Consider the following 12,342-nt stretch of genomic DNA (forward strand, 5'->3'; position numbering starts at 1 on the left):
GGCTACTCGGCCAGCTCCTCCAGCAGCCGCACCGTCGCCAGGCCCGCGCGCAGGTACTCCACGAACAGCTCGTTGTGCAGCGCCCACGCCGAGCGCCGGGCCCGGATCAGCCGGATCACCTCGTCGGGCGGGGCATGCCCGCGCTGGGCCAGCGCGTGCGCGACGACCAGACCCGAGCGGTTGTACCCGTGGTAACAGCGCACGAGGACCCGGCGCCCGGCGTCGAGCGCCTCGTTCGCCGCCCGGGCCAGCCGGATCACCCCGGCGAGCTGCGTGCCGTCCAGCGGGCCGTCCGGTATCGGCCACACATGGTGCTCGACCGCCGGATCGGGGCCGTACCCCGGCAGCCGCAGCAGCGTCTGCACCACATCGAACTCATCATGTACGACGGCGAGCTCCGGCCGTCCCGAGCGGCCCCGGAACTCGTGCCCGCCCATCCACAGGCCGGGCACGATCTCGTTCCACGGGCTCTCCGGAACCGGTACGTCGGGCTGCTTTCCGCGGTTCCGCAACGGCGCCTCCCCAACTCCCCCTCGCGGGGCCGCCCTCCACCGTAACCGGTCTTGCCCCGGGAGCACCCCTCCTGTTCCCATGGTCGAGGGGTGATGGCGCATGAGCGCACTGCGCGTGGTGCCGGCCTATCGGCACGGCCGGGAACGGCTGTACGTCTGCCGCCCGGACGGAAGCAATGTCGCCTGGTACGACCGTGAGACGGGCCGGGTCAACCTGCTCGGCCAGGACGCCAGGGACGACGTACTGGACGCCCTGAAACCGTTCCTGACCGGCCCGGTCACCGTGGGCCCGCCGCCGGTCCCGACCCCTGCGGAACTCGCCCGGCTGACCCTGCACCCCGACGACGACCTGGCCCCCAACCGCCCCGGCGAGGCCCTGCTCGTCGCCCTCGACCGCGACCCCGGCCCCGCCCGCCGCCTGCGCCCCGACCCGCGCCGGCGCGCCCTGACGGCCGAGGAGACCGTCGGAGCGGCCCTGGACAGCCTGGAGGGCGCCGGCTGGCACACCCTGCACTCCATATCCCTGCCCGGCGGCGACCGCATCCACCATCTGCTCCTCGGCCCCGGCGGCGTGTTCGCCGTACACGCCCTGTACGCCCGTAAGGCCCGGGTCCAGGTCGCCGACCCGATGGTCACCGTCGGCCGCCGCGAGGCCGAGCCGCTGCTGCGCCGGCTGCGCTCCGTCGCCGACCGGGCCTCCTACGCCCTGACCGCCGAGGTCCGCCCGGTACTGGCCCTGGCGGGTCCGGCCGAGGTGACGGTGACCGCCCCGCCGCGCTCGGTACGCATCCTGCAGGACACCGAGCTGACGGGTCTGGCCCGGCTGGGCGGGGTACTGAAACCGGCGGACGTGGAGGCGCTGCACGGGATGGCGCGGGACCGGAACACGTGGGGGAGGGTGTAGGCGAAGGCGTTGATCAGGGGAGGGGTGCGGATCAGGGGATCAGGGGAGGGGCGCGGATGAGGGGAGGGGTGCGGATCAGGGGAGCGGCGTGGAGCAGGGAAGGGGCGCGAATCAGGGGAGCGGCGGGGCTGTTTCCGGATCCAGCAGTCCGGCCATGAGATCCCCGAGGTCCTGCAGCCGCGCCGCGATGTCGCCGGCCAGGAACTCCAGCTGACCAGGGCTCCGGCAGCCGGCGACCTCCTCCCAGGTCACCGGTGCGGAGACGAGCGGGGCCGGGCGGGCGCGCAGGGTGTACGGCGTGGCCGTGGTCTTGCGGGCCGCGTTCTGGCTCCAGTCGACGAACACCTTCCCCGGCCTGAGGCTCTTCGTCATCCGGTGCACCACCAGCCGCGGCATCGCCCGCTCGGCCTCCACGGCCAGCGCCTTCGCGTACTCGCTCGTCCGCTCGGAGGACGAGCCCCGGACGGAGGCCAGCAGGTGCAGCCCCTTCGAGCCGGCCGTCTTCGGGTACGCCTCGATGCCGTCCGCCGCGAGCCGCTCGCGCAGCCACAGGGCCACCTGGCAGCAGTGGACGATCGTCGCGGGTGCGCCCGGGTCGAGGTCGAAGACCAGCCGGTCGGCCTCGTCCGGGGTCTGCACCAGCCACTGATGGGTGTGGAACTCGGTGACCAGGTTCGCCGCCCAGACCAGGCTCGCCAGATCCTGCAGGACCACCATCCGGGCCGGGCTGTCCGCCGAGGACCGCGGCACCTCGGCGGTGGTGACCCACTCGGGCGTACCCGGAGGCACGTTCTTCGTGAAGAACACCTGCCCCTCCGGTCCGTCCGGATAGCGCAGGAAGGACACGGCCCGGTCGCGCAGGTGCGGCAGCAGCACGTCGGCGCTGGTCGCGTAGTAGTGGACCAGCTCCGCCTTGGTGAAGCCGGTCCCCGGATACAGCACCTTCTCCAGGTTGCTGAGCGCGACCCGCCGCCCCTCCACCTCTGTGATAGGCGTCATACGATGACAATCCCAGAAATACCGGTGAAACTCGTGAAGCCCAGGGAACCAGGCGGAACCGGTCAACCTGCGCAATCGGCAGAGGAAGGGTGCGGCACGTGCGATCCATATGGAACGGCGCCATCTCCTTCGGGCTCGTCAGCATCCCGATCAAGCTGGTGAACGCCACGGAGAGCCACTCGATCTCCTTCCGCCAGATCCACACCGAGGACAACGGCCGCATCCGCTACCGCAAGGTGTGCGAGCTGGAGGACCGCGAGGTCAGCCAGGCCGAGATCGGCAAGGCGTACGAGGACGCGGACGGCACGATCGTCCCGATCACCGACGACGACCTCTCCCACCTGCCGATCCCGACCGCCCGCACGATCGAGATCGTGGCCTTCGTGCCGACCGACCGGATCGACCCGCTCCAGATGGGCGCGGCGTACTACCTGGCGGCCGGCGGGGCCCCCGCGGCCAAGCCGTACACCCTGCTCCGCGAGGCCCTGAAACGCAGCAACAAGGTGGCCATCGCGAAGTACGCCCTGCGCGGCCGCGAACGCCTGGGCATGCTCCGGGTCGTCGGCGACGCCATCGCCATGCACGGCCTGCTCTGGCCGGACGAGGTCCGCGCCCCCGAGGGTGTCGCCCCCGACGCCCACGTCACCATCCGCGACAAGGAGCTCGACCTCGCCGACGCGCTGATGGACACCCTCGGCGAGGTCGACCTGGAAGACCTGCACGACGAGTACCGGGAGGCCCTGGAGGAGGTCATCGCCGCGAAGGCCTCCGGCGAGGCCCCACCCCAGGCCCCGGAGCCGGCCGCCGGCGGCAAGGTGCTGGACCTGATGGCCGCACTGGAGAACAGCGTGCGAGCGGCCCGCGAGTCGCGCGGCGAACAGCCCACCGGGACCGAGGCCGAGGTCAGACCCCTGCCACGCCGGGCCGCCCCCAAGGCCGCGGGCGGCAAGAAGTCCACGTCCACGGCGAAGAAGACGCCCACCGCGAAGAAGCCGGAACCGGCGCGCAAGTCGACGTCCAAGACGGCGTCCAAGGCGGCGTCCAAGACGGTTCAGGGGGCGAAGAAGACGACGGCGAAGAAGACGACGGCGAAGAAGACGACGGCGAAGAAGACGGCATCCCGCAAGCGGACGGCATGAGGACCGGGCTGGAACTGGTCAGTCGGTCCAGATCACCCATCTCTCCGGTGGTCAGCCAGATGCAGGTGGCGTGGACGATGTCGATGACTGTGACCTGAGCGGCCCGTAGTCGAGCCACGGGTCCTGGAGGAACTCGTTCCGATGGGAGGCATGGTCCAGAGCGCTGATCCGGAAGTACAGCGCACGTCGCGTCTGCTCGGATGCGTAGTTGCCGCCGATGTTGTGCCCGAGGAGGTAGTGCGCGAGCAGCAGGTCCCCCGCCCGTCCCTTGATCTGCTCGGGCTCGGGCAGGTCGATCGGCGGGTAGGCACAGAACATCTGAGGGCCGTGATCACGGAAGTATGCGGCGTGGGTGAGATGCGTGCCCGGCCAGACCCAGAGGTTGCCGGAGTTCTCCGTGAGCTGGTCGGACATCAGGACACCGGCCAGGAGCGTGAACGTGCCGCGGACCGGCTCGCCGGTCGGCTCCGGGTTGCCGGCATCGATGTGAGGAAGGCCGGGACGGTGCGAGTACGGCGGGATGTTCAGCGCGACCTGGACCTGCCAGGGGACCTCCAGTGTCCCGGTCCCGGCCAGTTCCTCGGCGAGACCGAAGGCGGGGCTGCCGGTCAAAGGCGCCATCAGCACCGGCTCGTCCTCGGTCCGGAGAAAGTAGAAGTGGCTGCCCTGCTTGCCGGCGGCGGGTGGATCGGCGGCGATGACCTCATCGATCCGCCGGGCCGCCCGGTCCAGAAGATCGTCCTGCACCACCTGCGGAACCACGACGAAGCCCCGCTCGGCGAACTCGTTCATCTGACTGTCGCTCAGCACTCGAGCACCCTAGAGCGACGGCGGCCGTGGCGGCGAAGGGATTATTGTGAGTCGGCGCCCCCGATGTGCTGCCGACGGCATCAGCCATGAAGTGCCGCATGTCGCCTCCCGGAGGGAGCCCTTCAGTCACCGGCTGACGTTTCGGGTCTGCGGTGGATCCCCCAGGAACGGCCGTAGTCTCAGCTTGACTCGCCGTCACTCTACGTAGGTCAGAGATGTCCGTTGAGGCACTCGTACCAGCCGCCCTCAGAAGTACTCGACCTTCTGACCGTCCGGGACCTTGTAGCAGCCGGACACGACGGTGATGCTCAGCATCGGCGGGTTGTCCTTCAACATCTGAACGACGTTTACGCCCGCCTTCTTCTCGTCATTGTCGGCAGTCAGATTGATGTTCTTGTTCTTACTGGTGTCCGGACCGTACTCGACGATCTTCCAGCCATGCTTCGGGAGTTCCGCCCTAAGATTCTTCATTGCCTTTTCGACGTCACTCGCCGAGGCTGGGTGCAAACTCCACGGGTGGAAGATCTGGAAATATTTTTTCGGGTCCTTTCCTGGGCATTCCTGGACCCCTGTGGAGCCGTCCGATGCTTTTCCCTTGACGCCGATCAATTCATATATACTGCTGGATACTTTCAGTAGCGCATCAGAGGCATCCTTTGTGGTGCTTGTGCCGGAAAACTTGGTTTTATCGGAGTTCTGGTCAGACATGCTGCATCCCGTGAGAGTAATGACTGCAAGGGGTACGGCGAGCACAAGAGTGCTCAGCTTGTCCTTCATGACAGGAGCCTTATTCCGTCGGGCTGGGCTGTGGAGCGGTCATCGTTTCATCGCATGCGTACCAGCACGTCTATGTGGGCGTTCCTATTTTTCCCACACCGTGTGCGGTGTATACGGCCTGGTCGGCTCCGGTGCCGCCTTCACGTCGTCGTATTTACCGACGACTACCAGGGCCTGGTTTTTCAAGCTCTCGGAGCCCGCGTTCCAGTAACCGCCGTGCCCATCGGTGTCGGTGGCCATCTGGTTGGCGCCGAAGCTTGAATCGGCGGGAATTTCGCGCCCAAAACCTCCGCCATGGATCATGCGGCCGAGCTCTGGAACCGGGTCCCCGTCGGCGTACTCGTTCCACACGTGCCCCTTCGGGACGTCCAGTTGATCGGCGTTTGAAACCTCCACGCCGGGGCTGCCTGCGAAGACGATGTCGTTGGCGTGCAGATCCCCGGTCTGGGCCGCGGCGCCCACGAGGCTCGATCCGTACGAGTGGCCGATCACGGTACGGTGCGGTGCCGAATCGCCGGAATGTGATGCGTCGAGTCCGTCGAGGAATTTATCGAAGGCCGGTGCGCCATCGTATGCGTAGTGGGTAAAAGTCGCGTCTTTTACGACGTCGTTAGGTGCGTCGTAGCCGAGCCAGGTGATGGTGGAGACGGATTTTCCATCAGATACAGTGTGGGCTGTCTGCCAGAGATTGGTCATCCGGTTGATGTTCCCCCCGATGCTGTCCAAATCTGAAGTCGTACCCGGCACATAGACTGCCTGGTGATCCGCGGTGTCCGGGTTACCGTTGGCGATGATCGCGCGACCGTCTCCCGCCTCGCTGAAGCCCAGCAGGTATGCCTGGGGTAGATTGTTGGCACCCGTCGCGTCGGAAGCACCCGTCATGTCGAAACGCTTCTGTATCGCGTCCATGCCGTCAATCCCCTTGTGCATCTTCTCCCGTTCGGCTTCCCATTCCTCCCACGCCGGGAGTTCCTCCTTCCCCTGCTTCACCCCGGTGTGCATGTTGATATGGTCCTGGTACCGCGGAGGCTCAGGGTGATCCTGCAACCAGGCGTCGTATCTGACCTGTGCGACACCGTGCGCCTCGGAGAGCACTGTCCGGTTGGCCTCATCCCGAACCGTGGCAGGGAGTCCGTCGAGCGCGCCGACCGAGTCGGGACGCATGGAGATCCACGCGGCCTGCTGCTCCGGACTGAGCCCCTTCCACCACTTCGCGTTGTCCGCCGGTCTGCCGTTCTTGGGCGGTTGCGGCAGCGAGTCGAGGTACTCCTTGCCCGCGTCGCGCACCCCACTCGTGTCCGAGGACGCGTCGGCAAGGTCCTTGTCGGAGACGGTGAGATCGTCGTCCGCCTTCAGCGCCCGCAGCTTCGGCGCCCACTTCTCGTCGGACTCCGTCGCCTCCTTGAGGGCGCAGGCGATCTCATCCGCGTAGTCCAGGGCGAGGCGGTGGTTCGGATTGGGGTCTAGGTTGGCGGACTGACGACTCACTGCCGCGACCATGCCCTCGAACAGGCCGCCCGCCGTGCCGCTGACCGTGCCGCCGCCGGGGACCTTTCCGTCCGTATCCTTCTCCCCGCCCGCGGGATAGGTGATCGAGCCGTCGGCGTTCACGGTGAGCTTCGCCGCCTGCGCGCCGTCGATGGCCGCTTGAAGCTTCTTCTTGGCCGCTTCGATCTCGTACGAAAACGCCTCGAGAGCCGTACTGACCAGTCCGCATTCGATCTGGATGTAGTGGAAGTTCTTGCCCAGCTCCGACAGTTGGCCGATCGCCGCGGTCGCGGCCTCGCTGCTGAGGGAGTTCCTCATGGCCACGGAGATCTCGTTCTCGATGCGGTCCTTGGCCGCGCCGGCCATGTCACTGGTGCTGCGGTATCCGTCGGCCGCGTCCAGAAACTCTTTGGGGTCGAGCGCCTTCAGGGTTGCAAGGTCCATGACTTCTGGTCACCGCCCCTTGTCCTGGCCGCCGACCGCCGGCGTATCCGCGTAGTCCACCTTGAGGTTGCCGATCTCGGCCTTGACGGACTCATCGGTCTTCAACTGGTCATTGCCGACTTTGTCCAGCAGGTCCGAAAGCCTGCCGCAGCGCCCGCTCACAGCCTTGACGTAGCGATCCCACGAGTCGTGGACTTCCTTCTGAGCCCCGGACGTCTGGCAGCAGCTCTCCGCGACAAAGCCCTTCTGCCCGTCCGTCAGCTTTCCGAGCGCCGTGGTGATGGAGCCGCTGAGCGAGCCGACGGCCTGGCCTGCCTTGGACCAGGCCGGCTTGTTCGACACCAGAGTGCCGGATCCTCCCGGGTCCGACGGCACATGGTTCAACTGCATGTGCGCACCGTCCCCGTTGGCCGCGGCTGCTTTGAGCTGCTCCCACTCGTCCCACGCCATGCGTGTTTCCTCCCCCGTGTCCGCAGTGCCACAGTGCGGTGATCGACTCACACCGTAGCCGGAAGGTCGCCGTACCGCATCGGCGTCAGTCCCCACGGCGGCTGAGTATCCGTACTCATGTGTGTGGCGAGCGTGGCCGCGTTGCCTGTCGGGCCCTCAGTGAACCTCTTCGGCCTGTCCACCGATCGGGTGACGGCTTTTGGACCGTAACGAGCAGGGCCCCCGGCTGTTGGGCGAGATGTCTGACGTCTCAACCACCCGGCAAGGGAGCCCTGTTGGCCACTCATCCTTGCGCACTGGACCTCACGCATTGCCCTCGTTGAGTGGGTAACGATGCTGATTGTCACCCGCGAGGGTGACCGGCGATGCAAGCTCCGCCCCTCCCAGCGGGCCCTGGTGGTCTCCTGACGATATAGCTCGCAAAACGGTCGGCATTACGCCCCGGCACCCGGACTACCCAGGAAAGCCGACCAACGGCAACGCCCTCGATGTCGAAGTCATGAATGCCTTCCTCTCTCGACCAACTGAGATGGCGGAGGTGGCTCGGCAGATACGGCATGGCCTCACCACGGGTGAGTTTCAGGAAATGCTGCCGGAGGCCGACGAGGAAAGAAGACGACTACAGCGACGCCGAGGGCAGGTTGCTGATCCGCCGCCGCAGAACTCGCGAACAGGACAAAAGTTTGCGTAACGGAAAGATCGATTCCGTGTTGCGTCAAGGGCGCTGGCTCTTCTGTGAGGCCTGCGGCTGCGACTTCGAGGCGACGTACGGCCGGCGGGGCGTCGGATACATCGAGTGTCATCACTGGTGGGGGTGGCGGCGTGGAGCGGGAACTACTCGAACGGCTGCTGGTAGGCGACCACGAGGCGGCCGCGGCCGCTCTGGGTGCGAAGAATCGGCCGACTGAGGACGTTCGGCGTGTGCCCATTCCGCCTCAGCTTGTCACGGTGCTTCACGATCACCTCGCCACGTTCGGCACGGCGGAAGACGGGCGGCTCTTCTTCAGTGAGAAGGGCTCGGTGGTCCCGTCCTCGACCTACTACCGCGTGTGGCAGAGGCTCGGCTCCTGGCGCTCCCGCCGGCCGTCGCGGCCTCGCCGCTCGCGAGCAGGCCGTACGACCTTCGGCACTCGGCGCTGTCGACGTGGCTCAATGCCGGGGTCGACCCGACTGAGGTCGCCGAACGCGCCGGCAACAGCGTTGAGGTCCTGCTGACCCGGTACGCGAAGTGCCTCGACGGTCGGCAGGACGTGGCCAACCGGCGTATCGAGGACCTGCTTCGCGAGTACGAGTGAATCCGCTTGAACAAGTTCGAGGCCCCTGGAATCCGCCTTGCGTCCAGGGGCCTCGCCGTTGGTACTGCGCGTCAACGTGGCCCGGCGCCCTGGGCGCCGTGGTACGCCGGGCGCCCGCGCCTCGGGGACAGGATGCGGTCAGCCCGCCTTGGCGAGGGCCGGGACGAAGCGGGCCGCGTCGATCGTTCCGACGCCGGTCGCCATGTCGTAGCCCTTCACCGCGGTGTAGCCGGTGACTCCCGCGTAGCTGTTGTTCGTGCCGTCCTTCACGTCCACGATCCCGGTGGACGGGTTCGACGAGGACTTCGCGTACAGCGAGTACAGCGCCTTGTGGATGTCTCCCAGTCGGTGCCCGGCAACCTGGTCGGCCAGGGCCACGATTCCTGCGAAGAGTGGGCTGGCCTCGCTGGTGCCGACGTAGACCTCCCAGCCGACCCGCTTGGGGTCGTAGCTGGAGTACACCCATCCGCCGCCCTTCAGCGCGGCGGACATGGAGACGTCCGGGGTGCTGCGGTGATTGCCGGCCACGCCGTTCTGGTACGAGGGACGTGCGAAGACGTGGGACTCGCCGCCGCCGCTGGCGCCGTGGTCGTTGTAGACGCTGTCCGGCGCGGTGCGGTTGCCGTTGGCGTCCAGGTGCAGCTGGGTGCCGCCGACCGAGACCACCAGGGGGTCGTCGGTCGGCCAGGCGTTGACCCTGTACGGATAGGTTGTCTGGCCGTTCGAGGTGGTGTCGGTGGGTCCGCTGTCGCCGGAAGCGTCGGTGACGGTCACACGGTGCTTGGCCGCGTCCTTGTAGGCGTACCGCAGGTTCTGGATGCTGGAGAAGTCACCCTTGCCGAAGCCGGGGAAGTTGTTCTCCGCCACGCCCCAGCTCTGGCTGATCACATCGCCCACGCCGCGGTCGATGAGCGACTTCTCGGCGTCCATGACCTCTCGCAGGCCGGTGGTGCCGTCCCCGATCCGGCCGACCCCGGTCTCCGCCAGGACGATGTGCGCGTCCGGGGCGACGGCATGTGCCATCTCCACGTCGAGGGTGGTCTCCCCGGCCCAGCCGAGCTGGTCGGAGTCGCTGGGGTCGAAGCGCGGGACGTTGCCCCACTTGACCACGTCGACATGGGTGCTCTTCATGCCGAACCGGGCGCTGTAGACATCCAGGTCCTTCTGGATGGTCGGCGAGCCGAACGGATCCACGATCACGATCGTGCGCCCCTTGCCGGTCACTCCTGCCTTGTACAGCGGGTTCAGGTTGTACGCCTGGCGGTACTGGAGCGCGTTGTAGCAGTCGAACCCCCACTTCTCCCGGCACTGCGCAGTGGTCATCAGGCTGCCGGGCGCGCTCTTCGATTGCTGTCCGGCCGCCGGCACGGGCTTGACTTCTTGCGCCGGTTGCCCGGGTGCAGCGACGGCGACGGAACCAGACAAAAGCCCTGTTATCGCTGCGAGACTGGTGAGGCTGGTGATCCAGGCTGCGGCGGCCGCGGTGCGCCGCCGCGCGTGAATCCTGCGCATAGATGCTCCTCGTAGTGGACTAGACCATGCTCGGCCGTGGTCTGCGATCCCACCGCGAGGCCGTCCGTGAGGCAAGGGATTGACCCTGTGTGGCTTGTCACTGCTTCGTCCGCTTCGATCACCTATGTCCATGCCGAGCGCGTCCCGCACGGCCTGGGCAACCCATCGAGGGCGCGCATGCCGGCCTGGCTGTCGCACGGCTTCAGTCCAGGTGGCAGCGGGACTTTCGCGTGTTGGGTTGTCTCCTGCGCAGTCGCGACTGGTTCGATGCCCGCTGTGTCGGTTTTATGAGATAGCTCGGCTCTGACCGCTTCATGAGATACGTCACGGTCTGACCTCCGAAGAGGAGGCGACGCTTGAGCGGGATCGGGTGCCGCCGGAGCCGGGCCTGGCGCCACGCGCCCACTTGGTGCCGAGCGGAGCGGTTGGTGGCGTCCGAGCCCTCGGAGGGACGGCGGCCGGATGCAGCTGACGGTCCGTCGAATATGACGGCTGACCTCGGTGGACGCTGCAAGATCCCGTCCACGCCTCGTCCACAGACCCCGACATGCGGCCGCTTCGGGCCGCATACGCCTGCACATACGCGAAGACCCCGGCCTCAGCGTTTCCGCTGGTGACGGGGTCTTTGGGCACCTCATGCTGGGTGCCCCCGGCAGGATTCGAACCTGCGCACACGGCTCCCGAGGCCCTTTCGCCTCACAGACAACATGCTGGTCAGAGGCGTGAGCGAAGCGAACCGGCTGGCGCCTGTCCACGGATGGTCCGCAGGGGTAGCGCTGCTCCGATGGGTCCATGGGAAGGCCTGATACGCGTTTTTATGGTCCCGTTGCTCAAAGCAACCGTTCGCACGCTACTCTCACGGAACCCACACATGTCAGGGGAGGGCATGCCGTGAGCGACACCTGGGTTGCCATCGACTTCGAGACCGCCAATGCGCACCGCGGAAGCCCGTGCGCAGTCGGCCTAGCAGCCGTCGACCAGGACCGCATCACTGACCGGATGTATACCCTCATCCGGCCCCCTGCTGAGTACAGGCACTTCGATCCGTACAACACTCGCATCCACGGCATCGCGGCTTCCGACGTCGAGACCGCACCCAGCTGGGCTGAAGCCCTCCAGCAAATATTGGGGTTCACTGCCGGCAGGACCCTCGTCGCCCACAACGCGGCCTTCGACTTGGGAGTGCTCCGTGATGCCTGTACAGCAGAAGGAAGTCCCTGGCCGACGTTGCGCTACGCCTGCTCCCTCGTTGTTGCCCGGAGGACCTGGCGGCTGATCTCCTACGCGCTGCCCGAGGTCGCCCGACACATTGAGGTGCCGCTAAAGGAGCATCACCAGGCAGGTGCCGATGCAGACGCCGCCGCGCACATCATGCTCGCAGCCATGCGGCATCACGGAGCCATGAGCCTGGATCAACTTCTCGCAGAGTTGGGCGTGGTTCACGGCAACGTAGCGCCCAACGCATGGTCTGGCTCCCGGAGCAAGGGGGCATACAAGGGAAAGCCTTCCGCCCCGATTCCTGGTGCGAATCCGGATGCCGACCCTCACGGCGCCTTCTACGGCAAGTCCGTCTGCATCACAGGAACCCTCAGCAGGATGAAACGGGCTGAGGCTCAGGCTGCCCTTGCCGATGTGGGCGCCACCCCAGTGAAGGATGTCAGCGGTAATACGGACGTCCTCGTGGTGGCCACACCTGACCCGCGGCGATTCGCTATCGGCTCGGACAAGAGCGGAAAGCAGAGAAAGGCTGAAAGTCTGTTGGAAGCCGGACATGACATCGAGATTATCGGTGAGGCAGATTTGTTTGAACGGCTGAACAGCTGAGCTTGTGGGAAGGCCCTGCGGTCCGGGCGGTGGGCACCTACGGCCCCTGTGACGCCGTCCGCTATTGCAGAGGTTGGAGTGCTTGTTGCAGAGCGACACGGACCTCTTGCTGTCGACAATCCTGAGACCGGCCGCTCTACCGGCCCCCTCCCGGTTACGCCATCACTTCCGCGAGGGGGCTCAGGGGG

10 protein-coding genes and 2 pseudogenes are annotated in these 12,342 nt (G+C 66.8%); 5 read left to right on the top strand and 7 right to left on the bottom strand.

Annotation, left to right across the window (positions count from 1 at the left end):
* Positions 1-2 precede the first annotated feature (2 nt).
* Positions 3-512 (bottom strand): protein-tyrosine phosphatase family protein, encoded by a 510-nt coding sequence (locus ABT288_RS26970; protein WP_351612682.1) that lies wholly within the window; start codon positions 510-512, stop codon positions 3-5.
* A 100-nt stretch (positions 513-612) separates the two neighbouring features.
* Between ABT288_RS26970 and ABT288_RS26975 the strand changes: the two genes are divergently transcribed.
* Positions 613-1,416 (top strand): nuclease-related domain-containing protein, encoded by an 804-nt coding sequence (locus ABT288_RS26975; RefSeq protein ID WP_351612685.1) that lies wholly within the window; start codon positions 613-615, stop codon positions 1,414-1,416.
* 111 nt (positions 1,417-1,527) lie between these two features.
* On the opposite strand, the gene ligD is transcribed toward ABT288_RS26975, so the two are convergent.
* On the bottom strand, positions 1,528-2,415 hold the full coding sequence (ligD, locus tag ABT288_RS26980; protein ID WP_351612688.1) for a non-homologous end-joining DNA ligase: 888 nt from the start codon (positions 2,413-2,415) through the stop codon (positions 1,528-1,530).
* A 98-nt stretch (positions 2,416-2,513) separates the two neighbouring features.
* Between ligD and ku the strand changes: the two genes are divergently transcribed.
* Positions 2,514-3,554 carry a non-homologous end joining protein Ku gene (gene ku / locus ABT288_RS26985; protein WP_351612690.1) on the top strand — a complete coding sequence of 347 codons (1,041 nt, stop codon included), beginning with the start codon at positions 2,514-2,516 and terminating at the stop codon, positions 3,552-3,554.
* Positions 3,555-3,605: 51 nt separating this feature from the next.
* On the opposite strand, the gene ABT288_RS26990 is transcribed toward ku, so the two are convergent.
* The 4 genes from ABT288_RS26990 to ABT288_RS27005 all read right to left on the bottom strand — a co-directional run bounded on the left by ABT288_RS26990 (position 3,606) and on the right by ABT288_RS27005 (position 7,523).
* The gene (locus ABT288_RS26990) at positions 3,606-4,364 is read right to left on the bottom strand and encodes a phytanoyl-CoA dioxygenase family protein (RefSeq protein ID WP_351612693.1); all 759 of its coding nucleotides are present in this window, start codon (positions 4,362-4,364) and stop codon (positions 3,606-3,608) included.
* Between the two features lie 246 nt (positions 4,365-4,610).
* Positions 4,611-5,141, bottom strand: coding sequence for a hypothetical protein (locus ABT288_RS26995; protein WP_351612696.1), 531 nt, complete (start codon positions 5,139-5,141; stop codon positions 4,611-4,613).
* A gap of 84 nt (positions 5,142-5,225) precedes the next feature.
* Entirely contained in the window at positions 5,226-7,073 is a 1,848-nt protein-coding gene (locus tag ABT288_RS27000) for an alpha/beta hydrolase (protein WP_351612698.1), read from the bottom strand.
* Positions 7,074-7,082: 9 nt separating this feature from the next.
* Positions 7,083-7,523, bottom strand: a complete 441-nt coding sequence (locus ABT288_RS27005; RefSeq protein ID WP_351612701.1) for a hypothetical protein — start codon at positions 7,521-7,523, stop codon at positions 7,083-7,085.
* A 275-nt stretch (positions 7,524-7,798) separates the two neighbouring features.
* On the opposite strand from ABT288_RS27005, the pseudogene ABT288_RS27010 reads away from it, so the two are divergent.
* Positions 7,799-7,922: pseudogene (locus ABT288_RS27010) on the top strand (IS5/IS1182 family transposase); the annotation flags it as partial.
* A 486-nt stretch (positions 7,923-8,408) separates the two neighbouring features.
* Positions 8,409-8,818 (top strand): annotated as a pseudogene (locus tag ABT288_RS27015) (site-specific integrase); the annotation flags it as partial.
* Between the two features lie 138 nt (positions 8,819-8,956).
* Here the strand turns inward: ABT288_RS27015 and ABT288_RS27020 are convergent.
* Positions 8,957-10,141 (bottom strand): S53 family peptidase, encoded by a 1,185-nt coding sequence (locus ABT288_RS27020; protein WP_351612704.1) that lies wholly within the window; start codon positions 10,139-10,141, stop codon positions 8,957-8,959.
* Positions 10,142-11,221: 1,080 nt separating this feature from the next.
* Between ABT288_RS27020 and ABT288_RS27025 the strand changes: the two genes are divergently transcribed.
* Positions 11,222-12,154: an exonuclease domain-containing protein gene (locus ABT288_RS27025; protein ID WP_351612707.1), complete on the top strand. Its 933-nt coding sequence runs from the start codon at positions 11,222-11,224 to the stop codon at positions 12,152-12,154.
* Positions 12,155-12,342: the final 188 nt, after the last annotated feature.

The sequence above is a fragment of the Streptomyces sp. NPDC001093 genome (assembly GCF_040298985.1).
Classification (GTDB): domain Bacteria; phylum Actinomycetota; class Actinomycetes; order Streptomycetales; family Streptomycetaceae; genus Streptomyces.

Excerpts from the sequence above, each read along its gene's own strand:
- ABT288_RS27020 (WP_351612704.1), bottom strand. The coding sequence starts at position 10,141 with ATGACCACTGCGCAGTGCCGGGAGAAGTGGGGGTTCGACTGCTACAAC.
- ABT288_RS27005 (WP_351612701.1), bottom strand. The coding sequence starts at position 7,523 with ATGGCGTGGGACGAGTGGGAGCAGCTCAAAGCAGCCGCGGCCAACGGG.
- ligD (WP_351612688.1), bottom strand. The coding sequence starts at position 2,415 with ATGACGCCTATCACAGAGGTGGAGGGGCGGCGGGTCGCGCTCAGCAAC.
- ABT288_RS27000 (WP_351612698.1), bottom strand. The coding sequence starts at position 7,073 with ATGGACCTTGCAACCCTGAAGGCGCTCGACCCCAAAGAGTTTCTGGAC.
- ABT288_RS26975 (WP_351612685.1), top strand. The coding sequence starts at position 613 with ATGAGCGCACTGCGCGTGGTGCCGGCCTATCGGCACGGCCGGGAACGG.
- ABT288_RS26995 (WP_351612696.1), bottom strand. The coding sequence starts at position 5,141 with ATGAAGGACAAGCTGAGCACTCTTGTGCTCGCCGTACCCCTTGCAGTC.